Here is a 24,212-nt window from a genome sequence, read left to right on the forward strand (position 1 = left end):
GTCGTGGGTTTATTAGACGATTTACGCCGCCAGGCCAATACCATCAATGAACAATTACAGGATGAAGAGGCCATTCGCGCGGAGCGGATTCGGCGTGTCGATAGTTGTATGGCACAGATCTATAACTACCTAGTTGACCTGGGTAAAAACCTCGACGTCATCAAACCAACCAGCGCTCAACGCCTGGAGTTTGCGCCCAGTGTTGTTTTTGCCGACATGAAGGTCAGTGATTTCTTTGTCGATAGCCGAAAAACCCGCCACCTTGAACGTGATGTCTTCAATGACATCGTCTTTGCGTTCAATTATCGGGGCACCCAGCAATTTATGGTGAAGAAAGAACTCCCCCTCGAAATTGATCGACTTAGTGATCAGCTCAAACAACTGGGGATTCGCTTTGAACGAGACGACATAAAAAATGAGCGGCGGTTACTTTCTCACTCGAATTTCAAGTTGCATGCCGACATTCGAGCAGGTGCAAAGATTTTGGCTGACTATGAACATGGCGAGGTCTTGTTTAAAGTAAAAAATTTGGAACGCCTTGGCGTCGTCGATCTCTTATTCAAAACTGAGACAATTAACGACTCTAAACTGGAAGATTTCGCCCATCTCATCCTGGGCCAACCTAATGCGTTTCGCCAGCAAACCGCGCCAATGCGCCTCAATCTGCCCAAAGGATAAAAATCTGTTTAAGCTAGCCTGGCCTGTTGCCAGGCATGGGTAACGGCAACATAGACGGGCAAACCGATTTCCTCGGCGCGCGCCTGCATATCCAAGCCACAAGCCGCATAATCGACCCCAGCTAGTAATTCTGAGAGCGTGTTTTTCAACACTTTGCGGCGCTGACTAAAGGCCTGCGTGACCAATTTGGCAAAAAGCGTGCGGTCCAGATTCTCACTACCGGGATACTCCCGGGGTTGCATCCGCACAATCGCAGAGTCGACCTGTGGCGGCGGATTAAAGCAGTGCGGCGGAACATCAAATAAGTGAGTCATGTCATAGTCAAGCTGCAGCATCACGGATAGCCGGCTATACGCTTTAGTTCCAGGCTCCGCCACCAAGCGCATCACCACTTCTTTTTGCAGCATGAAATGCTGATCAAGAATATGCGCACGGTATTGCTGCAAGTGAAATAACAAGGGGCTGGAAATGTTGTAGGGTAAATTGCCAATAACGCGTAAGCCCAGTCCGGCAGCCTGAGCCAGTTCAGCAAAATTAAAGGCCAAGGCATCGCCAGCATGAACCACCAACTGAGACGTAGGATACTGCTGGGTCAACCGAGCCACCAGATCTCGATCCAATTCAATCACATGTAAGGGCTGGATATCGGCGAGTATCCGCCGCGTGAGCGCGCCCAGCCCGGGCCCAATTTCAACCACGAGTTGCCCTTCACGAGCATCAATCGCACGGGCAATCTGGTCGATGATGCCCTGATCAACGAGGAAATTTTGCCCAAAGCGTTTACGTGCGTGGTGCCCTTGCACGGGGCGCGGCGTGGGAGTGTAGCGGTTAGCAGCGTTCATTCAGCCTGCTGGGCGAACTTGTTTTGCGCCAGTTTAAGGGCCAGCTCGGCCGCAGCCAACATACTACTGTGGTCTGCTTTACCACTGCCTGCAATGTCTAGTGCCGTGCCATGATCAACGGACGTGCGAATAATCGGTAAACCGAGCGTGATATTCACTGCTTGCCCAAAACTTGCATATTTGAGCACAGGCAATCCCTGGTCGTGATACATCGCCAAAACTGCATCACAGGTTTCTGTGTATTTGGGCGTAAACACCGTATCGGCAGGGAGTGGTCCCAACACCTGAATATCCTCTGCTTGGGCCGCTTTCACAGCAGGGCGAATCACGTCAATCTCTTCTCGCCCAAGATACCCATCTTCACCGGCATGCGGGTTAAGACCCGTAACGATAATACGTGGTTTACGCAGGGCGAACTGCTGCCGTAGGCTGTTGTGCAAGATACGCAGCGTGTCGAGAATACTGTCATAAGTCAAGGCATTAGGGACTTCTTTTAACGCCAAGTGCGTCGTCGCTAAGGCGACTTTCAATTGCTCACTGGCTAACATCATCACCACCCGCTTTACCTTGCATTGCTGCGCCAGATATTCGGTGTGGCCAGAAAACTTGATGCCGGCCTCATTGATGACACTTTTTTGAATAGGGGCCGTGACAATCGCGGAGAAACGTCCCGCTTGTGCGCCCTGAATAGCGGCATCCAGGCTTTGGAGGACATACCGTGCATTGGCAGGATTGAGTTGACCTGGCTGACATGAGGTCCCCAACGGTTGGTGCAGTACTTCGATACTCTCTAAGCTAGCAGCTTGTTGTGGCTGGTAATCACTTAAACGCAAAGACAACCCCAAGCGACGTGCGCGTACCGTTAGCATGCCACGGTCGGCGATCAACACAAATCGCACATCTGGATAGGCCGCACGTAGTACCTCGACCGCACGCAAGCTAATCTCTGGGCCGATACCTGCGGGTTCGCCACAGGTGATGGCAAGTGTCAGTGACATGACATCCCCAATTAGTTTATTTCTTCTGCTCTGAACTCAACAAAGGTTTTATCTCGCAATTGCCGTAACCACTCCTGGTACTGCTCATCACTTTTGCGCTCCCGCAAAATTTGTCGCGCAACCAAACGTAAACGGTCTGCACCCATCTGTTCCTGCTTACGTTCGAGCACCTGAATGATATGCCAACCGAAGGGGGAGCGAACAGGTTGACTTATTTCATCTACCGCCAGCTTATCCATAGCCTGCTCAAACTCTGGCACGGTATCGCCAGGATAAAGCCAACCCAACTCGCCGCCCTTGCCGGCAGTGCCATCGCCAGAGTAAAGCCGCGCTAATTCGACAAAATTAGCGCCATTCGCTAGACGATTCCGCAGTTCTTGCATGCGCCGCAATGCTTCTGTTTCGGACACCAGCTCACTGACTCGCATCAAAATGTGGCGGGCCCGCGTTTGTTGGACGGCAGGCCCATTGAGGGCGCCATCGGCCGCGCGCCGGCCTACCAGCTTCACGATGTGGAAGCCTGCCGGGCTGCGTAATAGCGAGGTCAATTGTCCGACTTGCACATTAGCAACCGCATCCACAAACAGTTGAGGAACCCGCTCGATATGTCGCCAACCGAGATTGCCACCTGTCGCCAAGCCTTCTGGACCATCGGAATAGGTTGCCGCGAGACGAGCAAAGTCCTGGCCTTGATTCAAATCGGCGATGATCTTTTCCGCCAACGCTTGCTTTGTAGCGATTTGCTCTGGGCTTGCATTGTCAGGCAAGCGAAGAAAAATCTGCGCCAGATTTAATTCACTGTTGGCTGCATTATTTTGCTCAGCGATGAAGTTATCGATTTCCCCATCGCTGATTTGGATCTTGGCATCCACTTCCCGTTCGCGTAAACGATTGAAAACGATATCTTCTCGTACCTGCTGTCGAAAAGCAGCAAAACTAAGGCCATCGGCTTCGATACGATTGCGCAATACCTGTAATGACACGTTATTTTGCTGGGCAATACGGCTAATCGTACGGTCGATGAGGGCATCTTCGGCTTGAATGCCGAGATCCTTCGCTAATTGAAGCTGCGCCTGTTCTAAAATCAGGCGTTCCAACACTTGCTGCTCGAGGGTCTTGCGATCAGGGAGACGAATCCCTTGCGTGCGCATCTGCTGTTCGTAGCCGCGCACGCGCAAATTCAATTCATTTTGCGTGATGACGCTGTTATTAACGACCGCAACGATACGATCAATCGGCTGAATCGGTGTCGCAGCATAGAGGGCAAAAGAGGCCAATGAAAGACACAAGCAGGCCAGCAACTTATTATTCATAATGGGTAAAGCGGGAAGAATTGGAGTCACGGTTGTTTAGGATACTATATCCCGGAATGTTACGACGTAAGATTTCACTCGGATTGCTGCCAAGGGCTCCAAAACCACTCAATTCCAGCTGTAAAAAGAAAGAGGTGGTTGAGGTATTCGCGGCACTGGCGAAACGCTGGCCGACGGCGCGAATGATCCAGCATCCCCCGTTATATTCAACCCCAAGCACATTTTCGACAGATTGACGATCAAGCAAAGAATAATTCACCCGGCCAACTGCATACAGACTCTCGGTTAAGGGCCACTGTCCGGCAATATCGACCTGTCGCAGTTCGGCCTCGCGATAGCGGTAGGTCGCCGCAATACTTTTTCCCCGCGCTGGAATATATCGAATACTGGTGTTATAGCGACGGGCGCTGTTATCTTGAGCATTTAACTGCAATCCGCTGTCTAAATAAGTGGTTCGGCTTAATTGGCCATAACCCGCGAAAAGTAGGTCAGATTTGCGCTCATTACTCGGTGACCCCCCGGGCAGGGTTACCACCGGTGATTGAAAATTGAAACGTTGCGCAATCGCCAACCGCAAACGCTCTTGCCCGGTACTATCCGTAATGAAACGGGTCGTCAATGCGGTGGTGAGTTGATCCGCATCGGCGACCCGATCTTGACCAGAAAATGCATTTTCAGCGAAGATCTGCGCAAAATTAATATCCGCCAATGCGCTGTCAAAGTTCGGTAAATTACTCTGATTACGGTAAGGCGCACGCAAATAAAATAAGCGGGGTTCGAGTGTTTGGCTGACTCGATTACCAAATAATGAGGTTGAACGCTCAAATATCAGGCCACTATCCAAGCTATAAATTGGTACCTCGCGCTGCGCATTGCTTTGCGCAAGATTAAGGCCCGAATTGGCATCAAGGGCATAATAAGTGGTATGGAGGCTGACTTTCGGCACCACAAACCCATAAGAGCGGGTTAACGGATAACTGAGGGACGGAATTGCCAGGTAGCGCTCACCCGTCTGTAACGTAGAGTGAGAAAAGCGGGTCGCTTCAACGGTTAAACCGGCATCCAAACCAAACCAGTCAACCCATCGCTGCTGACTGCCAACTTGAGGCAGCCGCGCATACGGTGGCGTAATCGGGGTCGAGGCATTTTGGAGCGTTTGAAAATTCGACAGCCGCAAGTAGGAAGTCCCGGTCGGATGCAAATAGCTTAAGCCAAGATCACGGGGCAAGAAACTCTGCGAACTCGCCGCCAAGGTGCGCGAGAAATCGGTGAAATAGGTGTCATCGGATACTTGATTGAAATTGCCTGTCAGCGTCAAGCGGGGCGCTAATAATTCCGCATGCTGCCAGCTGTAGCTGTAACGCGCTCGCCCCTGTTCTTGATCCTTGGGCAAGTACTCAGCACGTAACTGCCCCATGCGATTCTGCTCACCCAGATAGCGGAAATCTGCGCCCAATTGCTCACCGCGCCGGGTGTAATAGCGGGGTAATAGGGTAAGGTCACGATTCGGGGCGAGATTGATATAAAACGGCGTGGTGAGTTGAAAACCACTCCGTGAAGAACTGGAAAAATAAGGGGCTAAGAAACCCGTGCGACGCTGCTCGCCCAAACCGAAACGGTAGCGCGGCAAATACAAAATCGGCACATCTTTGAAATAGAGCGTCCCTTCTTTGCCGCTGGCCTGCTGCTCAGCGGCATCTAAGGTCAACTCCTCGGCACGCACATACCAGTCACGCTTATTGGCTGGGCAAGTGGAATACTCGGCCTGCTTCAGCTGCGTTTGCTCTTGGTTCAAAAAAGTGAGGCTGCGCGCTTGGCCACGCCCGTTATTGGCCGGCAACACAAATTCAGGGCGCTGTAACTCACCTTGGCGGGTATCCAGTTTGAGGCTGAGCTGATCCCCTGTAAAAAAATTGCCATCCCGATAGAGGCGCACTTCGCGCTCTGCGTACAGCGTATCTGTAAACGTGTTGTAACGGATTTCGGCGGCTTTTAAGACGGTTCCCGGCATCCGCATTTCAGCCTGGCCCACCGCCTGCAACTCTTGGGTTGGGGAACCGGTAATCTGCTCGGCCATCAAGAAACGGGTTGTCTCCTCAGCAGATAGCGGTGGCAATAGGGTCGTGGATAATTTCAACGATACCGAACCCACAGGTTCTGCTTGCCAAGACGCTGGGGGACTTTCGCAAGCCGTATTGTCACCCTGCGACGCCGGGGTATCCGTGATCGCGTTGCGCAACTGCGTCGGCGAGGCCGCCATGACCACGGGCACGATCATGATTCCCGCGCCCCCCGAAGACAACGTCAATCCACCCAACAGGGTCAGTTGACGCAGCATTGAACTTGGCAACAGGGAGAAAAGCGCACGTATTCGCATGCAAAGAGTCAATCAGTACAATCCTGCGCCACCCCCTGAGAGATCGGCCACAGAAATCGTATTGAGAATATAAAGCGGCTATTATATGGGCATTCAATCGCTGCTGATTCCATCATGAAGTCAATTCTCGCTCCTAACGCCGCGCCTGCTCAAAACACGCGCACTGAAACCGCCCCTGTCAGCCCTCAAACCAATCCAAACGAGTTACCCGCCATTGATCAAACGGCAAGGTTGCAACTGGTGAGAGACTGGATCAACACGCTCAGCCCGACTTATCAACTCCTTCCAGACAGCCTCACGCCCGCTTCCGCCGATGCCAGTTTTCGCCGTTACTTTCGGGTGCAGAGTCAGGCCACACCGAGCAGTTATATTGTGATGGATGCACCGCCCTCGCACGAAGATAGCCGACCCTTTATTCATGTTCGAGATTGCTTTGCCGCAACCGGTGTCTGCGTCCCTGAGATTTATGCGCAAGATCTCCACCAGGGGCTTTTGTTATTGAGCGATTTTGGTCAGACCACCTACCTGCAGGCCTTGCAATCACAGCCGGTTGAGGTTGCCCATCCCTATTACATGGCGGCAATCGATTCCCTGATTACGCTTCAGCAACACAGCCAAGTGGACCAGCTACCGAGCTATAACCGTGAGTTACTGTTGCGAGAAATGCGTCTCTTTCCGACCTGGTTTCTGAGCCAACATCACCGCTATGCACTCAGCGAACCAGAACAAAACGCCTTGGAAACCATTTTTGAAACGCTCGTCGCACAAACACTCGGACAGACCCAACGCTATGTGCATCGAGACTACCACTCACGTAATTTGATGGTTCGTAGCAATGAAACTGCGCCAGGCATACTTGATTTTCAAGATGCAGTCTACGGCCCCCTAACCTATGATCTGGTTTCCTTGCTGCGTGATGCCTACATCGCTTGGCCCGAGGAACAGGTCATTGATTGGGTCATCCGTTACTGGGAACAAGCCAAACGCGTCGGGTTGGCGGTTCCGCTCGATCCCAGTCAGTTTTACCAAGATTTTGAATGGATGGGCTTGCAGCGGCACTTAAAGGTCTTAGGGATTTTTGCCCGCCTTTACCACCGCGATGGCAAAGCGGGCTACCTGAATGATTTACCCGTGGTCTTGCGCTACGTGCGCAAAGTGGCTGAGCGCTACAGCGCTTTCTTTCCGCTGCTAAAAATCTTGGATCATCTGGAAAATGTCCAAGTCAGCTATACCTTTTAAGACCATGCTGCCAGCCATGATCTTAGCGGCAGGGCGCGGAGAACGGATGCGCCCCTTGACCGACCACAGCCCCAAACCCTTACTGGTCGCGGGAGGGAAACGCCTGATCGAGTGGCAAATTGAGCGATTGCATGCTGCCGGAATTCGCGAGATTGTGATCAACCATGCGTGGCTGGGCGCGCAAATTCCAGCAGCACTGGGGCAAGGCGAACGCTACGGCGTTGCGCTTCAATATTCCCCAGAAAATCCCGCCCTCGAAACCGCAGGCGGTATCGCTAAAGCTTTTTCGCTGATCGCCCACGATTATTTGTTGGTGACCAACGGCGATATTTACTGTGATTATCCTTATGCACAACTGATTCAGCGCCTGCCCGCGCTCGAGCATAGCCGTTTATTAGCCTGGCTGGTCTTGGTAGACAACCCGCCCCATCATCCGCGTGGTGATTTTGGCTTGAATGAAGCGCAGATTACCCTACCAGAGCGTGAACAAGCACACCCAACCAACCCCACATACACGTTCAGTGGCATTGGCTTATATCACCGCAAGCTATTCGATTCACTGGCTATCGACACACCCGCACCCTTGGCGCCGCTGTTACACATGGCCATCAAAACCAATCAGCTCGGCGGCGAGTATTACCAAGGGGTGTGGCACGACATTGGTACACCGGCGCGCCTCGCCGCACTCGATGCCCAATTGACTGGACAGCCTGACATTACCTTGCCGAATTGATGAAAGAAACCCAGGAGAAGGTCACATGCCGATGAATCCGACCCCACCGATTACCCGCTATGCCGAGCGCCGCGAACGCTTACGTCAACTGATGCTGGCGCAAACGCAAGGCAAGCCTGCGGTTGCCATCATCTTTACCGCCCCGGAGGTCATGCGTAACCGCGATGCGGATTATCCTTATCGTCACGATAGTTATTTTTACTATTTGAGTGGCTTTACTGAACCTCAAGCCTGTTTGGTGATTCGAACCCATGCGCCGGATGGTCAGCAACACCATTTGTTTTGCCGCGCTAAAAACGAAGAACGGGAAATCTGGGATGGGTATCGGTTTGGCCCTGATCAAGCCCAGCAGTCTTTTGGTCTTGACCAGGCGCACACCATTGAAACCCTGGATCAGCAACTGCCTGGCTGGCTGGCGAACCAGCAAGCCGTGTTTTATGCCTTGGGCAGTGATATCGATCTGGATCAACGGGTGCAAGGTTGGCTTGATCAAGTCCGTCAGCAGAGCCGCGCTGGCGTCTCCGCCCCGCATACCCTATTTGATGTCAGAACGCTGCTGGATGAAATGCGGCTGTTCAAGGATGCCGATGAAATCGCCTTGATGCAACGTGCGGCCGATATTTCAGTGGCAGCACATCGGCGCGCAATGGAACTCACCCGTCCCGGTTTATTTGAGTATCAAATTGAAGCAAGCTTGCTCCATACCTTTCGTTACCATGGCGCCAGTGCCCCTGCCTATGGCTCTATTGTTGCCAGTGGGGCCCATGCCTGTGTTTTGCATTACCGCAATAATGATGCCTGCCTGCAAGCGGGGGATCTGCTGCTGATTGATGCGGGCTGTGAGTTTGGTAGCTATGCGGCAGACATTACTCGGACTTTCCCGATCAACGGTCGCTTTAGCCCCGCCCAGCGTGAGCTCTACGAGATCGTACTGGCCGCACAGAGTGCAGCCATCGCCGCAACCTACCCAGGCCAACCCTTTAATGCGCCGCACGATGCCGCCCTGGAAGTGTTAATCAGCGGTCTGCTTAGCCTAGGATTATTGCAGGGCACGGTGCCGGAGATTCTTGCAAACGGGGCTTACCGTCAGTTTTATATGCACCGCACCAGCCATTGGCTCGGCATGGATGTGCATGACTGTGGCGAGTATCGCGCGGCAGCGACCGATGACCAGAGTGAGCGCCCTTGGCGCGCTCTCGCGCCTGGCATGGTGCTGACGATTGAACCCGGGCTCTATGTCCGTCCGCACCCGAATGTTCCCGAGCGTTACTGGAATATCGGCATTCGGATTGAAGATGATGTGTTGGTAACCGCCACAGGGTGCGATGTAATGACTGCCGCCGCGCCAAAAACAGTGGCCGACATTGAAAGCCTGATGCAGGCAGCGTCCACGGCTGCGGCACTCCCCTGATGGCGACCACCATACCCCCGCTCGATGGCGAACACCTAACCGCCCCCCTCTCGACGCCTGAGGTGGATATCGCGATCATCGGGGCAGGCCCTGTCGGCAGTACCCTCGCGTTACTGCTACAAGCCTTACTACCAGAGACCTGCCGGCTCGCGCTGATTGATGCGCAAGCCCCGTCGCAACGCCAGCAAGACCCTCGGACACTGGCCTTGGCTGAAGGCAGTCGCTTGATTTTGCAACAGATCAATGCCTGGCCTCATGACAAAGTGATGCCGATTCGGCAGATACACATTTCACGCGCAGGGCGGCCGGGCCGCACACATCTCAGTGCGAACGAGATGGGCGTCCCGGCACTGGGGTATGTGGTGGGGTACGGGGCTTTGCTTGAAGGCCTGCTGCGCGTGTTGCCACCGCCTCAAACTTGGGCGGAAATCAACGCTACAGCAAGCCCCTTAAGTGGTGGGCTGTATCATCTACGGCCTTATCAGTGTCGCGTCGTCAACGAAGGCGGTGCGGACCAACCCCTTACCCTTCATCTACAAATACCAGGGAGCGAAGCGCCGGGCCATACGTTACGAACCCAATGCCTGATTCAGGCTGAAGGGGGAGTGTTCAGCCCCAACACACCCGCATCCTCAGCCTCGCGCCTGCCGCGCATCAGCACCGCTGCCCTCTCGGCTTGTTTGAGCAAGCTGACGAGGGGCGCAGAAATAGCCGATGCCCCCAGACAACGCGCCTCCAATCAGCATGCCGTGCTGGCAGAGGTGGTCGCCCCAGATCTCGGTCGTGATGATAGTCGGCGTTGGCAAGCCTATGAGCGCTTCACCGCAGAGGGGCCCCTGGCGTTATTGCCAAAGCGGGCTGACACTGGCGACACGATGGCGCACTACAGCTTGGTGTGGTGTTGCCTGCCGGCGCGAGCCACGCAGCTCAAAAATATGGATACCGCTGCATTTAACCAAGCGTTAACCACCGCATTTGGGTCACGCTTAGGCCGGCTGACACTGAGCAGTACACGACATACCTATCCTCTCGGGGTCAGTTATTACCCACAAATCCAACAAGGGCGGCAAATCCGGATCGGTAACGCCGCACAGACGCTACACCCGGTCGCCGGTCAAGGGCTGAACTTAGGGTTACGCGATGCACTGGAATTGGCGCAAGCGTTACGCCAAGGATGGTCAAGCGAACCAGTCGCCCTCTGCGCTGCGCTACAACAGCTTGCCCAGCAACGCCGGGTTGATCGCCAGCTCACGCTTGGCTTGACTACCCTCATGAGTGAACTGTTTACGCTGCCAGGACTGGCTCAGCTTGGCAGCCATGGGCTGCTGTTGTTAGATCAATGGTCAGTGCTACGCCGCCCCTTCGCCGCACACATGATGTATGGACAGCGGCAATAAAAAAACCATCTGCTAGTCTAAAACCAAGGCATCGAAAAACGCCATTGGGTACCGAGGTTTATGCTTAGAGGATAAAATAGCGGCCTGTATTACGTCTGCCTATTTATGTCTACGGCTTTTGCCCCCACCTCGCACAAGGATGTGAGCTGCCCACTGCAAGTCGGGTCAGTCCAGATTCCAAACCGTTTATTTGTCGCCCCGATGGCCGGGGTGACGGATCGGCCATTCCGCCAACTCTGCAAAGAGCTCGGCGCAGGCTATGCCGTTTCTGAAATGGCGGCGAGTAATCCGCGTTTATGGGCGAGCGAAAAAACGGCCCGCCGCCTAAACCATGAGGGAGAGGTCGACCCTATCGCCGTGCAGATTGCCGGGAGCGATCCCGAGATGCTGGCAGAAGCCGCTCAATTTAACGTTGATAAGGGTGCACAGATCATTGATATCAATATGGGCTGCCCGGCTAAAAAAGTCTGCCGTGTGGCCGCAGGCTCAGCCTTACTGCGCGATGAGACGTTGGTTAAGCAAATCCTCGAAGCCGTGGTCAGTGCTGTTCCCAACACACCCGTCACCCTTAAATTCCGCACTGGTTGGGATCGCGAGCATAAAAATGCCTTGAATATCGCACGCCTGGCAGAGCAGTGTGGGATTCAAATGCTGACATTACATGGCCGTACCCGCGCCGATCTTTATACGGGATCCGCAGAATACGAGACGATTGCAGCGGTGAAGGCCGCCGTCAAGATTCCGGTCGTCGCGAATGGTGATATCACCAGCCCTGAAAAAGCGCAGGCTGTATTGGCGGCCACTCAAGCCGATGCCATCATGATTGGGCGTGCCGCCCAAGGCCGGCCCTGGATTTTTCGCGAAATCGCCTACTACTTACGCTATGGCGAGACATGCCCAGCCCCCACGATTGAAGAAGCGCGTAGCGTGCTGCTGGCCCATCTCAAGGCGCATTATCAATTTTATGGCGAGGTGCTGGGCGTACGGACCGCCCGCAAGCATATAATCTGGTACACCCAGCACTTGGTCGGTGGTCAGGCTTTTATTGATCAAATGAACAGGCTGGACACCACAGAAGAACAGGAAGCCGCCATTGATGCTTTTTTTGCAGACCAAGCTGCGGTGCGGACACGGCTGGCCTACTGTGAGTGAAGCCCGATACAGTCGCTGATGAAACCGCGTTATCGGCTGTATCGGCAAGGTGTTATCAAGATAACAATAAGGTGGATCAATCCGCCAGAGGCATGACAATAGGAAAAAGTCGGGTGAAAATGAGCAATTTATTGCTTATTTTTTGGCTATACTAGCGCCTGCACTACGGGCATACATATTTATTGGGTGAAGATATGAGTACAAACAATATTGCAACAAGCATTACCGAAGCATTGGAACAATATTTTCGTGATCTGGGTGGTGAAAAACCCCATAACGTTTACGACATGATGGTTGATGCAATGGAAAAACCGCTGCTGGAATTTATTATGGCGCGCACTCGCCACAATCAATCACAGGCCAGTATCATCCTGGGCATCAACCGCAACACGCTGCGCAAAAAATTGCAGCATCATGGCATGCTATAACTGACCCAATGTTACAGAGAGACGTGTTAGGGGAACCTGACACGTCTTTTTTATTGTCTTTCTTTTTTGTTTTTTGGATAGTCTAATGAGCCAAGTCACTGCCTTACCCCGTTCTGCTGATCTCAAATTACCAATCAAACAAGCCTTGCTCAGCGTATCGGATAAAACCGGGATCGTTGAATTCGCCCAAGCACTTCATGCACGCGGGGTTAACTTGCTATCAACCGGTGGCACGGCAAAACTGCTAGCAGAAAAAGGCATTCCCGTCACCGAGGTCGCAGATTACACCGGCTTTCCTGAAATGCTGGATGGGCGAGTCAAAACCCTGCACCCTAAAATTCATGGCGGCATTCTGGCTCGTCGCGACATCCCCGAACACATGGCGGCACTCGAAGCACATCAGATTGGTACGATTGATTTGCTGGTCGTCAATCTCTACCCCTTCCAGCAAACCGTCGCTAGAAGTGACTGCACGTTTGAGGATGCGATTGAAAATATCGATATCGGCGGCCCTACAATGCTGCGTTCCGCCGCGAAAAACCACCGTGATGTAACGGTTGTGGTAGACCCCGCTGACTACCCCACCGTACTCAACGACATGCAAGCTCACCAAGGCGCGGTTAGCAGCAGCACTAAACTCGCTCTGGCGAAAAAAGTGTTTGCCCATACGGCGGCCTATGACGGCGCGATCACCAATTACCTGACCAGCCTAGATGCAGAAAATATCAAAGGGGAATACCCGCAAGTCTTGAACTTCCAATTCCAAAAAGTGCAAGACATGCGCTATGGTGAAAACCCGCACCAGAGCGCGGCGTTTTATCGCGATAGCCAAACCATTCCCGGCGCACTCGCCAACTACACCCAACTGCAAGGGAAAGAACTCTCTTACAACAACATCGCCGATGCCGATGCAGCGTGGGAATGCGTGAAAACCTTTGATGCCCCGGCCTGCGTCATCATCAAACATGCCAACCCTTGCGGCGTGGCGGTAGGAGCCGGTTGCCTTGATGCCTACAGCAAAGCCTTTAAGACCGATCCGACCTCTGCCTTTGGCGGCATTATTGCCTTCAACCGTGCGCTGGATGGTGCCGCTGCCGAAGCGGTGGCCAAACAATTTGTCGAGGTCGTGATTGCCCCGAGCATCAGCGCCGAAGCCCGCGCGGTGTTCGCCGCTAAACAAAATGTGCGCTTGCTTGAGGTGCCGATTGAAGACGGGGCTAACCGCTTTGACCTCAAGCGCGTCGGTGGCGGTTTACTGGTGCAAACGCCGGATATCAAAAACGTCTTGCCGACTGAACTTAAAGTCGTCAGCGAGCGTCACCCCACCGCACAAGAAATGGTGGACTTGATGTTCGCTTGGCGGGTAGCGAAATATGTGAAATCGAACGCCATCGTTTTCTGCGGCAATGGCATGACCTTGGGTGTGGGTGCGGGGCAAATGAGCCGGGTCGATAGCGCCCGCATCGCCAGCATCAAAGCCCAAAACGCCGGTCTGTCTCTGGCCGGCTCGGCCGTCGCGTCGGATGCCTTCTTCCCCTTCCGCGATGGCCTGGATGTGGTGGTCGATGCTGGCGCGACTTGCGTGATTCAACCCGGTGGCTCGATGCGTGATGAAGAAGTGATCGCGGCGGCCAACGAGCGCAATGTCGTGATGCTGCTGACTGGTACGCGTCACTTCCGCCATTAAGCACGAGTAAGCGTTCTTCTTAATCCCTTTCATACAGAGTGAATGCGCCATGTTAGATACCGACTACACCCCAGGCGAAGGCTCGATTTCATTTGGCACACATCGTTATAAAGCCAATCTCGATAAAATCTCGCCAGAGAGCCGCGCCACGCTCGCGCAAAGCGCAGAAGGCTGCTTGCTAGGAGTGTCGTTAGGAAGTGCCAACTTTGAAGGCGCGCGGCTGGAAGCCTGTATCGAATGGATTAGCGAGCGCTATTCAAGTTGCGGGATTGTGGTTGGCGATACCGTATACCGCCTCACCCTGGCACTGCTAGAAGGGCTGGATGAAGAAACGGCACGGACCCGTGCCCTCGCCGCGGGACAGCAATTTTTGGAAACCTATGCCCCGCTGTTTCGGCAATATGCCGGAAAGTGTACGTTCAGCTTTATTCCTTTCTCGCAGTTAGAAAGCCACGCCAAACTCCCTGAATATCACTCAGCCCTCCTGCATATGGCTGTCGCTGACGCCAATTTTGCGGCCTCAATCGACGCCTTTGCACAGCTTTACCTGAATCGCGGCGATAAACTCGACGTTAACCCCTTTGCTGTCTCGCTAGAGCGGGCGGCCGAGATTGCCAAATCTTACTTGCTTGAGGAATCCGCACTCTTTGCCGTTCTCGCTGATATGGGCTGGCAAGTCGTCGCTTACCCAGGCTCGATTGATAGTATTGAAGGCCTGTGTGCAGGACGCTTCCAAGGCACCCCCGCCCCCCTAACCCAGCTTTCTTTTGCCGCGCTATCGTTGCGTAAACGTGGTCTCTACTTCACCGATGGCTCACAAAAGGTTGTGCGCCGCAGTGGCGATAGCTCCCTGGAAACCACACGACCAGGCATGGAGTTTTTGGCTGAATGTGACGACGCGACCTGGAACAAGCTATTCAAGCTCATGAAAATTCAAAAATTCGCCCCACGCGAAACCATTCTCGCCGCAGGTGATGAAGACCGGCGTTTATTTTTATTGGTAGAAGGGCGAGCAGAAGTCACGATTGAGCGCAGTGATGGTTCGCGTCAGCAACTGGCGATTCTCGAACAGGGTACCGTTGTCGGGGAGCAAGCCTTTTTAGATGGCTTGCCGCGCTCTGCTCAAGTGACGGCCCTGAATGAATGCGTTGCCCGCACGCTGAGCCAAAAAGATTTTCGGACCCTCAAACAGCAATCGCCTGAGCTTGCCATTGAAGTTTTAGCTGATATCGGTAAGACCATTTCCTTGCGTAGCCGTCGCTTACTCTCAGAAGTCCAGTACTTTGCCTAAGGCAGAAGACGCACGCCACAGCCCCGCTCCCTGCCGACAAAAAATAACGCCAGCCTTTTGGGCTGGCGTTACTAGCTAAAAAAATACCCGCTGATTGCGGGTATTTTTATTTGGCGTCCCCACGGGGATTCGAACCCCGGTTATCGCCGTGAAAGGGCGGTGTCCTAGGCCTCTAGACGATGGGGACAGAAACTTGTCTGTCGATACGTGATGTAAAACGTATCAGCCTATTGCGTATTTGTTTGGTGGAGGTAAGCGGGATCGAACCGCTGACCTCTTGCATGCCATGCAAGCGCTCTCCCAGCTGAGCTATACCCCCAAACGATGCTGGAACTGCAAAGAGGTGAGATTATAGAAAGTGGGGGGCGGTTTGTCAACACCCAGCCCTCATTTCAATTGCAGGCGCTGTAAGACTTCCGCCCGCCCGAACAAATGCAATACCGCATCAATCGAAGGGGTTTGCAACTGTCCCGCCACCAGCAAGCGCACCGGCATCGCCAGCTTAGGCATTTTAAGGCCATGCTTAGCCAGCACTTCTTTGAGGGCAGCGGCAATCGCGGGCACGCTCCACTCGGCGCTTTGCAGCGCAGCGGCAAAATCAGCCAGCGCCGGCTTAATCTCATCGGTGAGGTGCTGCGCCAGCAACTCTGCCGGGGCTTGGCGCGCGCCGTAAAAAAGCATGGCTTGCTGCGCAAGTTCATTGAGGTTGGCGCAGCGGTCTTTCAATAGCGCAATCGCGGCCGCTACATCTACCCCACCGTCTACCCCCGCAATGGTGCCGCCGAGCGCGGTAATGCGCGGGGCCACTAAATCGGCCAGACGCTGGTTATCGGCTTGCTTGATGTAGTGGTTATTGAGCCAGGCGAGTTTTTCATGGTCAAACTGTGAGGGCGAGCTGCTGAGATTGCCGCCATCAAACCAGCTCACAAATTGTTCGCGGCTAAACACCTCATCGTCACCATGCCCCCAACCCAAGCGCGCTAGGTAATTATTAAGGGCTTCGGGCAAGTAACCGTCTTCGGCATATTGCATAACCGAGACCGCGCCATGCCGCTTAGAGAGCTTTTGGCCATCCGAACCATGAATCATCGGCACATGGCCATAAACCGGGATGGTGGCACCCAAAGCCTGGAGGATGTTGATTTGCCGAGGCGTGTTATTCACATGGTCATCGCCGCGAATGACATGGGTGATGCGCATATCCCAGTCGTCCACCACCACGCAAAAGTTGTACGTCGGGACACCACCTTTACGGGCGATGACTAAATCATCCAGCTCTGCATTGGCGATGCGAATTTCGCCTTTCACCAAATCGTGCCAAACCACCTCGCCGTCTTGGGGGTTCTTGAAGCGCACCACGGGCTCTATACCGGCTGGCACGGGCGGTAAGGTTTTGCCGGGTTCGGGCCGCCAAGTGCCGTCATAACGGGGCTTGTCGCCGCGGGCTTTGGCCGCTTCGCGCATGGCATCCAGCTCTTCAGGGGTGGTGTAGCAGTAGTACGCGGTGCCGGCATCTAGCATATGCTGAATAACCGCTCTGTAACGGTCGAAGTGCTGGGTTTGGTAGAACGGGCCTTCGTCGTGGTTCAGCGCCAGCCAAGCCATGCCATCAAGAATGGCTTGCGTGGCTTCAGGGGTGGAGCGCTCTAAATCGGTATCTTCAATCCGCAAAATAAACTGGCCGCCAAAATGGCGGGCGTAGGCCCAAGAAAAAAGCGCGGTGCGGGCACCACCGACGTGTAAATAGCCGGTTGGGCTAGGGGCAAAACGAGTGCGGACAGTCATTGATTTTTTCGCGGGTAAAGTAAAACAATTATTTTACCGGTTTTGGCAGGCAAGCCCCGCCACTAAAACCTATAGGCAAGGGAGTAGTCCCTTAAGGACAGATTTGTGGCATAATCATGGACTTTTCCGCTTGGGGTTGGGCTTGGTGTCCTACTTCGGCTGATGAATTCTGATATGGCTAGCTGCGTGTTTTTTATTCAGCAAGACGTATCAGGCAATTAACACTCAACAGGCAAGTGGTGCAGATACGCTAAAGGCAGTGAGCAAACAGGCGCGCACTGGCTACCCAACTTAGGACTAAACATGAAAAAAGACATTCATCCAGAATACCGCGACGTGGTGTTCGTCGATTTATCGAACGATTTTAAATTTATTACGCGCTCGACCATCAATACCCGTGAAAAAATCACGTTCGAGGGTAAAGAGTATCCGCTGGTAAAACTGGACGTGACGTCTGAGTCTCATCCTTTTTACACCGGCACGCAAAAAATCGTCGATACCGCCGGTCGGGTTGAGAAATTCCGTCAGCGCTTTGGCTCACGCACAGGCGTTAAAGCCTAAGACCGGCTCTGACGACGACGCGAACGCGTCAGCAAAAGTAGAAAGGGGCACTTGGTGCCCCTTCTTATTTTGGCTTGGTGAAACCCTTATCACCATGCCGAGAACGTAAAAATAGTGAGAGTCTGCAAAGATTCTGCCCCGCCTCGCTTACTATTCTAAAATTCCGCTTGCCTGTTGCTGTTCTCATGAGACTCTTGTATGAATGCCAGTAGTTACATCACGCACTCACAAGCCAGACGGCTGCCATTCTGGGTTTTGGCCGCCTTGGTGCTCATGTATGCCGTCGCCGGATTTATTGGCCGCGACCCCTGGAAAAGTGATGATGCGGCGAGCTTTGGTGGCATGCTCACTTTGGCCGGTGGCAATGCCCTCGATTGGCTACAACCCCATGTGATGGGCGCCCCCATAGTGAATGAAGGCCCTTTCTTTTATTGGTGGGGGGCCTTTTTTATTGCGCTGTTCGACACCTGGCCCACGTCCCTGCTAGGGCTCGGGCTGGGCCCAGCCCATGCTGCACGCATCGGCAGTATTGCCTTGATTTTATTGGGGATTACCTGGATCTGGCGCAGCGCCTTTGTCTTGGCAAGGCGGCCTGAAGCACAACCGAATAATCCGTTGGGTACCGCGCCACAGCCCTTGCAATATGGGCGCATGCTGGCGGATGCAGCGGTCTTGCTACTGCTGGCGAGTATTGGCATGGTGGTCCGGTTACACGAAACCACCACGGAAGTTGGGCAATGGGCGCTCGTCTGCCTGGCGCTCTATGGCATGGCGTGTGGGCTGGAACGCCCCTGGAAAGGCGGCATTTTGTTTGGCTGTGCGCTGGCCGCCAGTATGCTGGCGCAAGGGGTTTTGGTCACCCTGTTGCTGTTGGCGATGTTGTTGTTGACCCTGCTTGTCAGCCCACGCTTGCGTTTTCATTGGCAGGGTTTAGTCGGCTTTGGTCTGCTTATTCCTGGCGTTACTGTCGCGGTGTGGGTCAGCCTGGTGTTGTTTATCGCCGATGGTGCGGCGTATCTACAGGCATGGTGGCAAGCGAGCGTACAGACCTTTCGCTGGGGTTTACAGGCCCCTGGTCAATGGAAATTTTTATTCACCAATGCTTGGCTGTTTACCTGGCCTTTATGGCCACTAGCGTATTTTGCGGTCCGTGCCTGGCGTCATGATCTGCGGCGCCCCGTCATCGCCTTACCCCTCTGTAGCGCACTGGTCGCCGCCCTGTGGCAATGTTTAGGTAATGGCCCCAGTGATGTGCAGTTACTGTGGCTGTATCCGCCACTCGCGTTGCTGGCGGCGTTTGGGATTCCTGCCCTAAGCCGCAGCACGGTCAATCTGATTGATTGGTTTGCCGCGATGACCTTCACGTGTTGCGCGATGCTGCTGTGGGTCGGCTGGAGTGCTGTTGCTTTTGGCCTGCCTGCAGCGCTGGCAAAAAGTGCGCAGCGTCTGGCACCGGATTTTCAGGGGGGCTTTGTTTGGTGGGAATTTGTTGCAGCCTGTCTGCTCACGCTCACTTGGCTCTGGATTATCGTCTGGCGAACACAACGGCGGCCCCAAGCTTTGTGGCGTGCCGTCGCCCTGAGCATGGCGGGCTTGCTCCTGGTATGGAGCCTGGCAACAACGTTGTGGTTACCCTGGGTAAATGCGACCAAAACGTATCGCGTCGTGGCGCAACAACTGGCCGCACAAATCCCTCCCCATCTTGCCGCCAGTGACGCCTGTATTAACACCGTTGGCCTGGGTTTGGCCCAGCGTGCTTCCTTTGCCTATTTCGCCGCACTCAAGTTTGCCCCGATTGATTTACAAGGTGAACAAGTCAGTTGCCGCTGGGTATTGCTACAAGATAACCCCCAAGATGGAAATGACGATACCCTGCCTGACGTGCAAGCAGGCCGCTGGAAAAAGGTCTGGGAAGGACGACGCGCATCAGACCGCCATGAGCGCTTTCGTCTGTATGAGGCGGTGCAAATGGAAACGCGGAAACAGCGCTTCCGTCGGCGTGTTTAGCGCTCGCCTGTTTGACCAAACGCCGCTAACCGTTGCCTGAGATGCCACCCCTTTCTGTCACGCACACCGCACGCCAGATCATGCACTTGGCCTGGCCGCTGTTTATCGGCCAGCTTGCGGTGATGCTCAATGGCCTGCTTGACACTGCGATGGCCGGCCACTATGCCGCCGTTGATTTGGCCGCAGTCGGCATTGGCAGCAGCATCTACATCAGCGTGTATATTGGACTCATGGGGATTCTGCAAGCCTTGGGGCCGATAGCCGCAAGGCACTACGGCGCACAAGCGCTACCGGAAATCGCGCAAGATGTCCGACAAAGTTACTGGGTTGCCTTGCTGCTGAGCGTGCTGGGTTGTGCTGCCTTGCTCACGCCTGACTGGTGGTTACAACTCATTCAGCCAGATGAGCGCGTCGCGGATAAGGTCCGGGATTATTTGTATGGCGTTGCCTATGGCTTACCTGCCGCTCTGCTGTTTCGCGTTTATTACGCGCTGAATACCGCCGTCGCCCGCCCCCGTGTGGTCATGGCCATTAATTTATGTGGCTTGGCGATCAAACCCCTGCTCAACTGGCTGTTAATGTATCAAGCAGATTTAGGTGGCCCCGGTGCGGCACTCGCCACCAGTGGCATTGCTTGGCTCTCGGTGGGCTTGTTTCTGCTCTTTGCCCGCCACGACACGATGTATCGCGAATTAGACTTATGGCGACTGAGCCGACCAGCCTGGGGACGGATTCGCGCACTGCTCGCACTCGGCATTCCGATTGGAATGAGTTATGCGATAGAGGTAACGTCATTTACCTTCATGGCTTTGTTTATCGCCCGCTTTGGGGTCGAGCAAGCAGCCGCGCATCAGATCATTGCTAACCTCTGCGGTATTTGTTACATGGTATCGCTTGCGATTGCCAACGCCAGCAGCGTGCTAGTGGCACAAGCGTTGGGAAGTCAGGAGAGCCATCAAGCACAACGCTTCATCAAAGTTGCCCTGGGCTTGGGTACGCTAGCAAGTGCAAGCTTGATCCTCACGCTGTGGCTGGCACAGGCCCCACTTGTGCAGCTTTATACCAATGCGACCATGGTGCAAGAACACGCCCTAAGCCTATTACCCTTGCTACTGCTATATCTCTGCTTCGATGGTCTGCAATGTATTTTAGGTTTCTTGTTGCGCGCCTATCGTTGTACTACCCTACCCATGTTGATTTATGGTTTCTGTTGCTGGGGGATCGGATTAGGCGGGGGCTATTTCTTGGCTTTTCATACCCAGCAGTGGTCAGGTGCTGCAGGTTTCTGGTTATCTGGCGCCATCAGTTTGCTGCTCACTGCCTTATGTTTATTTGGCGTAATGCGACGCCGTGTCTATCAACGATCTTAACCATTTATCAACCCGTCTGTAGGCCTATCAATAACCCCAGTGGCACAAAGATCAGGGAAGCAATATTCCCAATCAAAACAATTGAGGCCACTTTCTCAGGCTGCTGCTTGTAACGCTCGGCAATAATGAAGTTCAACACAGCCGGGGGTAAACTGGCAAATAAAAAGACCAACCCATGCTGAGTGGGGGTCAAGGGCAGTATCCATGCGCAGGGTAACGCGATCAATAATCCCACTAGGGGGCGTGCCACGGCGCCCAGCAGGCCAACTTTCCAGTCTTTGAAATCCCCATCGACCAGTCGTACCCCGAGCGCCAAGAGCATCAAGGGAATGGAGGCATCACCAATCATTTTGATTGGCAAATAAATCGCACTGGGCAGGGTTATGTTGAAGCTTGCGCATAACAGGCCGGCAGCCGTGGCCAGGATCATCGGGTGGGTGAGTGCGCCCCATACTGATACACCTGCATTCACCATTTTATTGCCGACGGTAAAGTGCAAGAAATTAGAAACGACAAACATGGCAACGGCTGGCCCTAAACCGATTTGACCATAGGCCAACACCGCCAAGGGCAGGCCCATGTTGCCGCAATTATTGAACATCATGGGGGGGACAAAGGTACGAATTTGCTGCCGAGTCAACAATGCAACAGGCCAAGCGAGTAGGCCAGAGCCCAATACAATGGCAAAGGCGGCTGCCAGTAACGGGAGGTTTTCCGCCAAATTAAAATCTTTGCTGGCCAACGCGCTGAACACCAGCAGAGGGCATAGCAATTGCACATTAATCAAATTGACCCAAGTCCAGCCAGCGCGATTTTCTGGCCCTACCTTTCGACCATATAACCAACCAATCACTACGATCACCAACACCGGAAAAATAATGCTGGCAATGCGCAGAAAAATGTCGGTCGCGGGTGTCATGGCCAAGTTTACTCAGCGAGGGCGAGCGGGGGAACTTTCAGGAAATGTTGGCGGTAATATTGCAATTCTTCAATCGATTCGTAAATGTCAGCCAGCGCCGTGTGCTTGGTCCGTTTGACAAACCCTTTTGCCAGTTCAGGGGTCCAACGTTTGCACAACTCTTTCAGTGTGCTGACATCGAGGTTGCGATAATGAAAATAATTTTCGAGTTCGGGCATATAACGAGCCATAAAGCGGCGATCCTGGCAGATCGAATTACCACACATCGGTGACTTACCTTTGGGAACATAGGTCTGAATGAAGGTGATCAGTTGTTGTGCCGCCTCTGCCTCACTCAACGTCGATGCCTTGACTTTCGCAATTAAGCCAGAGCGACCGTGCGTATTCTGATTCCACTCATCCATCCCCGCCAGCACGTTGTCTGATTGATGAATTACCAAAACCGGGGCTTCAGCAACCGTATTCAAATGCATATCGGTGATGACAATCGCCACCTCCAAGATGCGGTCTGTCTCTGGCTGTAAGCCGGTCATTTCCATATCCACCCAAAGTAAGTGGTTTTCGTTCGGACGTGGTTGCGCGGCGAGTGGATTCCCTGCGTGTGACATAATCTATTCCTTCTAAGAGAATGACATTGTCGCACAAAGCGAAATAGGGAAAGATGACCGATGTTGAATGCGCAGCTTTTTACGTGGATTGTGGCTTTCTTTCTGCTGAGCAGTGCGGCATGCCGAATCTGGCTGGTGACTCGCCAACTGCGTCATGTGATGCAGCATCGCGGCCAAGTGCCCACCGCCTTTCAAGCACAAATCAGTCTGGCTGATCACCAAAAGGCCGCTGACTACACCCGCGCCAAACTCAGGCTGATCTTGATCGAGCTCCCCATTGAAGTCGGTTTATTGCTTGGCCTCACTTGGTTTGGTGGCTTAGAAAGTCTGAATCAGTGGCTCATCGGGCAGTTGGGGCCTGGCATGCTCAGTGCGCTGGGCTTGTTTGTCGTTATCACTGTGCTAGCTGGGTGTGTCAGCCTGCCGCTGCAGTGGTATCGGCAATTTCACCTCGAACAAGCCTTTGGCTTTAACCGCATGACACCGATGCTGTTTGTGCGCGATCTGGGCGTCAGCAGCTTACTCACCGCTTGTTTGGGCTTGCCCTTGCTGTGGCTCTTGTTAACGCTGATGCAACGCCTTGATCAAGATTGGTGGTGGGCCGCGTGGCTGACCCTCAGTCTGTTTCAATTTTCATTATTATTGATTTACCCCCGCTGGATCGCGCCCCTCTTCAACCGCTTTACGCCGCTGAGCGATGCCGACCTCAAAGCCCGCATTGAAGCGCTGTTAGCACGCTGTCAGTTCAATCATCAGGAAATCCTAGTGATGGATGGAAGCAAACGCAGCAGTCATGGCAATGCCTACTTCACCGGTTTTGGCCGGCACAAGCGGATCGTCTTTTTCGATACACTGCTCAACCGCCTGGCGCCAGGCGAGATTGAGGCCGTTTTGGCCCACGAACTGGGCCATTATAAAAAGCGCCATCTGCATAAAGGCCTGATCGTGAGCCTGAGTTTGAGCTTGCTGTTGTTCTATGTCTTGGGCTGGTGCCTGAACCAGAGCTGGTTTTATACGGGCCTCGGGGTCACGCCCCCGTTGTTGATGGAAGAAACGACTGCGCTGAATCGATATGCATTAGCGCTGATCTTGTTTTTTCTGGTGCTGCCGGTATTCACTTTCTTTTTTAGCCCCATTTTTAGCGTGCTGTCACGGCGTCATGAATTTGAGGCCGATGCCTTTGCCTGCCAACAGGCACGCGGGGAAGATCTCATCAGTGCCCTGCTTAAGTTATACCAAGATAATGCAGCAACCCTAACGCCCGACCCGCTTTATTCGGCGGTGGTGGATTCTCACCCTCCGGCGCCAGTCAGGATTGCGCATATTCAAACCCAGCTTCGCTCGTAGCGCGCTTTTCTCGCGAGGCAGAGGGGATGAGAGGAATAAGAGGGGCTGGCCCAGGCAGCGCGATGCAGC

The 24,212-nt window shown here is 53.8% G+C and carries 20 protein-coding genes and 2 tRNA genes; 13 read left to right on the top strand and 9 right to left on the bottom strand.

The window, feature by feature from the left end:
- Positions 1–3: 3 nt before the first annotated feature.
- Complete coding sequence (locus tag DU000_RS06095) at positions 4–678, top strand: hypothetical protein (RefSeq protein ID WP_114402470.1); 675 nt, start codon at positions 4–6, stop codon at positions 676–678.
- Positions 679–686: 8 nt separating this feature from the next.
- Here the strand turns inward: DU000_RS06095 and rsmA are convergent, their stop codons facing one another.
- The 4 genes from rsmA to DU000_RS06115 are packed head-to-tail and all read right to left on the bottom strand — an operon-like array spanning position 687 to position 6,169.
- The gene (rsmA, locus tag DU000_RS06100) at positions 687–1,520 is read right to left on the bottom strand and encodes a 16S rRNA (adenine(1518)-N(6)/adenine(1519)-N(6))-dimethyltransferase RsmA (RefSeq protein WP_114402471.1); all 834 of its coding nucleotides are present in this window, start codon (positions 1,518–1,520) and stop codon (positions 687–689) included.
- Positions 1,517–2,518 carry a 4-hydroxythreonine-4-phosphate dehydrogenase PdxA gene (pdxA, locus tag DU000_RS06105; RefSeq protein WP_114402472.1) on the bottom strand — a complete coding sequence of 334 codons (1,002 nt, stop codon included), beginning with the start codon at positions 2,516–2,518 and terminating at the stop codon, positions 1,517–1,519. The genes rsmA and pdxA overlap by 4 nt, the downstream gene beginning before the upstream one ends.
- Before the next feature lie 11 nt (positions 2,519–2,529).
- The gene (locus tag DU000_RS06110; protein ID WP_114402473.1) at positions 2,530–3,831 is read right to left on the bottom strand and encodes a peptidylprolyl isomerase; all 1,302 of its coding nucleotides are present in this window, start codon (positions 3,829–3,831) and stop codon (positions 2,530–2,532) included.
- Positions 3,824–6,169 (bottom strand): LPS-assembly protein LptD, encoded by a 2,346-nt coding sequence (locus DU000_RS06115; protein WP_205074023.1) that lies wholly within the window; start codon positions 6,167–6,169, stop codon positions 3,824–3,826. Before DU000_RS06115 ends, DU000_RS06110 begins: the two co-directional genes overlap by 8 nt.
- Positions 6,170–6,322: 153 nt before the next feature.
- Here DU000_RS06115 and DU000_RS06120 point away from each other — a divergent pair, with 153 nt between their 5' ends.
- From DU000_RS06120 to DU000_RS06155, 8 genes are all read left to right on the top strand, one after another.
- Positions 6,323–7,447 (top strand): aminoglycoside phosphotransferase family protein, encoded by a 1,125-nt coding sequence (locus DU000_RS06120; protein ID WP_114402475.1) that lies wholly within the window; start codon positions 6,323–6,325, stop codon positions 7,445–7,447.
- Between the two features lie 7 nt (positions 7,448–7,454).
- Complete coding sequence (gene murU / locus DU000_RS06125) at positions 7,455–8,180, top strand: N-acetylmuramate alpha-1-phosphate uridylyltransferase MurU (RefSeq protein WP_114402789.1); 726 nt, start codon at positions 7,455–7,457, stop codon at positions 8,178–8,180.
- Positions 8,181–8,205: 25 nt separating this feature from the next.
- Complete coding sequence (gene pepP, locus DU000_RS06130) at positions 8,206–9,591, top strand: Xaa-Pro aminopeptidase (protein WP_420812113.1); 1,386 nt, start codon at positions 8,206–8,208, stop codon at positions 9,589–9,591.
- Positions 9,591–10,988: an FAD-dependent monooxygenase gene (locus tag DU000_RS06135; protein ID WP_114402476.1), complete on the top strand. Its 1,398-nt coding sequence runs from the start codon at positions 9,591–9,593 to the stop codon at positions 10,986–10,988. The genes pepP and DU000_RS06135 overlap by 1 nt, the downstream gene beginning before the upstream one ends.
- Before the next feature lie 105 nt (positions 10,989–11,093).
- Positions 11,094–12,140, top strand: coding sequence for a tRNA dihydrouridine synthase DusB (gene dusB, locus DU000_RS06140; protein ID WP_114402477.1), 1,047 nt, complete (start codon positions 11,094–11,096; stop codon positions 12,138–12,140).
- Between the two features lie 194 nt (positions 12,141–12,334).
- Positions 12,335–12,568, top strand: a complete 234-nt coding sequence (locus DU000_RS06145) for a helix-turn-helix domain-containing protein (RefSeq protein WP_114402478.1) — start codon at positions 12,335–12,337, stop codon at positions 12,566–12,568.
- An 85-nt stretch (positions 12,569–12,653) separates the two neighbouring features.
- Positions 12,654–14,255, top strand: coding sequence for a bifunctional phosphoribosylaminoimidazolecarboxamide formyltransferase/IMP cyclohydrolase (purH, locus tag DU000_RS06150; RefSeq protein WP_114402479.1), 1,602 nt, complete (start codon positions 12,654–12,656; stop codon positions 14,253–14,255).
- Positions 14,256–14,304: 49 nt separating this feature from the next.
- A complete protein-coding gene (locus tag DU000_RS06155) occupies positions 14,305–15,546 on the top strand; it encodes a tRNA-dependent cyclodipeptide synthase (protein ID WP_114402480.1) in 1,242 nt (413 codons plus the stop codon).
- A 111-nt stretch (positions 15,547–15,657) separates the two neighbouring features.
- Here DU000_RS06155 and DU000_RS06160 read toward each other — a convergent pair.
- The 3 genes from DU000_RS06160 to gltX form a co-directional block, all read right to left on the bottom strand.
- Positions 15,658–15,733 (bottom strand) — tRNA-Glu (locus DU000_RS06160).
- Positions 15,734–15,789: 56 nt separating this feature from the next.
- A tRNA-Ala gene (locus DU000_RS06165) sits at positions 15,790–15,865 on the bottom strand.
- Positions 15,866–15,933: 68 nt separating this feature from the next.
- Positions 15,934–17,331 (bottom strand): glutamate--tRNA ligase, encoded by a 1,398-nt coding sequence (gene gltX / locus DU000_RS06170; RefSeq protein WP_114402481.1) that lies wholly within the window; start codon positions 17,329–17,331, stop codon positions 15,934–15,936.
- A 303-nt stretch (positions 17,332–17,634) separates the two neighbouring features.
- On the opposite strand from gltX, the gene DU000_RS06175 reads away from it, so the two are divergent.
- The 3 genes from DU000_RS06175 to DU000_RS06185 all read left to right on the top strand — a co-directional run bounded on the left by DU000_RS06175 (position 17,635) and on the right by DU000_RS06185 (position 21,269).
- The gene (locus DU000_RS06175) at positions 17,635–17,892 is read left to right on the top strand and encodes a type B 50S ribosomal protein L31 (protein WP_114402482.1); all 258 of its coding nucleotides are present in this window, start codon (positions 17,635–17,637) and stop codon (positions 17,890–17,892) included.
- Between the two features lie 198 nt (positions 17,893–18,090).
- Positions 18,091–19,899, top strand: a complete 1,809-nt coding sequence (locus DU000_RS06180; RefSeq protein ID WP_114402483.1) for a glycosyltransferase — start codon at positions 18,091–18,093, stop codon at positions 19,897–19,899.
- Between the two features lie 41 nt (positions 19,900–19,940).
- Positions 19,941–21,269, top strand: a complete 1,329-nt coding sequence (locus DU000_RS06185) for an MATE family efflux transporter (protein WP_114402484.1) — start codon at positions 19,941–19,943, stop codon at positions 21,267–21,269.
- Between the two features lie 7 nt (positions 21,270–21,276).
- Here the strand turns inward: DU000_RS06185 and DU000_RS06190 are convergent, their stop codons facing one another.
- Both DU000_RS06190 and orn read right to left on the bottom strand, forming a co-directional pair.
- Positions 21,277–22,170, bottom strand: a complete 894-nt coding sequence (locus tag DU000_RS06190) for an AEC family transporter (RefSeq protein WP_114402791.1) — start codon at positions 22,168–22,170, stop codon at positions 21,277–21,279.
- A 26-nt stretch (positions 22,171–22,196) separates the two neighbouring features.
- Positions 22,197–22,796, bottom strand: coding sequence for an oligoribonuclease (gene orn / locus DU000_RS06195; protein ID WP_114402485.1), 600 nt, complete (start codon positions 22,794–22,796; stop codon positions 22,197–22,199).
- A gap of 60 nt (positions 22,797–22,856) precedes the next feature.
- On the opposite strand from orn, the gene DU000_RS06200 reads away from it, so the two are divergent.
- On the top strand, positions 22,857–24,143 hold the full coding sequence (locus tag DU000_RS06200) for a M48 family metallopeptidase (protein WP_114402486.1): 1,287 nt from the start codon (positions 22,857–22,859) through the stop codon (positions 24,141–24,143).
- Positions 24,144–24,212 lie beyond the last annotated feature (69 nt).

It is taken from the genome of Parvibium lacunae (genome assembly GCF_003335215.1).
Lineage (GTDB): Bacteria > Pseudomonadota > Gammaproteobacteria > Burkholderiales > Burkholderiaceae_D > Parvibium > Parvibium lacunae.

What these genes read in the sequence shown, in the direction of transcription:
- rsmA (WP_114402471.1), bottom strand. Translation starts at nt 1,520, where the DNA reads ATGAACGCTGCTAACCGCTACACTCCCACGCCGCGCCCCGTGCAAGGG.
- pdxA (WP_114402472.1), bottom strand. Translation starts at nt 2,518, where the DNA reads ATGTCACTGACACTTGCCATCACCTGTGGCGAACCCGCAGGTATCGGC.
- DU000_RS06110 (WP_114402473.1), bottom strand. Translation starts at nt 3,831, where the DNA reads ATGAATAATAAGTTGCTGGCCTGCTTGTGTCTTTCATTGGCCTCTTTT.
- DU000_RS06115 (WP_205074023.1), bottom strand. Translation starts at nt 6,169, where the DNA reads ATGCTGCGTCAACTGACCCTGTTGGGTGGATTGACGTTGTCTTCGGGG.
- DU000_RS06120 (WP_114402475.1), top strand. Translation starts at nt 6,323, where the DNA reads ATGAAGTCAATTCTCGCTCCTAACGCCGCGCCTGCTCAAAACACGCGC.
- pepP (WP_420812113.1), top strand. Translation starts at nt 8,206, where the DNA reads ATGCCGATGAATCCGACCCCACCGATTACCCGCTATGCCGAGCGCCGC.
- DU000_RS06135 (WP_114402476.1), top strand. Translation starts at nt 9,591, where the DNA reads ATGGCGACCACCATACCCCCGCTCGATGGCGAACACCTAACCGCCCCC.
- dusB (WP_114402477.1), top strand. Translation starts at nt 11,094, where the DNA reads ATGTCTACGGCTTTTGCCCCCACCTCGCACAAGGATGTGAGCTGCCCA.
- DU000_RS06145 (WP_114402478.1), top strand. Translation starts at nt 12,335, where the DNA reads ATGAGTACAAACAATATTGCAACAAGCATTACCGAAGCATTGGAACAA.
- purH (WP_114402479.1), top strand. Translation starts at nt 12,654, where the DNA reads ATGAGCCAAGTCACTGCCTTACCCCGTTCTGCTGATCTCAAATTACCA.
- DU000_RS06155 (WP_114402480.1), top strand. Translation starts at nt 14,305, where the DNA reads ATGTTAGATACCGACTACACCCCAGGCGAAGGCTCGATTTCATTTGGC.
- gltX (WP_114402481.1), bottom strand. Translation starts at nt 17,331, where the DNA reads ATGACTGTCCGCACTCGTTTTGCCCCTAGCCCAACCGGCTATTTACAC.
- DU000_RS06175 (WP_114402482.1), top strand. Translation starts at nt 17,635, where the DNA reads ATGAAAAAAGACATTCATCCAGAATACCGCGACGTGGTGTTCGTCGAT.
- DU000_RS06180 (WP_114402483.1), top strand. Translation starts at nt 18,091, where the DNA reads ATGAATGCCAGTAGTTACATCACGCACTCACAAGCCAGACGGCTGCCA.
- DU000_RS06185 (WP_114402484.1), top strand. Translation starts at nt 19,941, where the DNA reads ATGCCACCCCTTTCTGTCACGCACACCGCACGCCAGATCATGCACTTG.
- orn (WP_114402485.1), bottom strand. Translation starts at nt 22,796, where the DNA reads ATGTCACACGCAGGGAATCCACTCGCCGCGCAACCACGTCCGAACGAA.
- DU000_RS06200 (WP_114402486.1), top strand. Translation starts at nt 22,857, where the DNA reads ATGTTGAATGCGCAGCTTTTTACGTGGATTGTGGCTTTCTTTCTGCTG.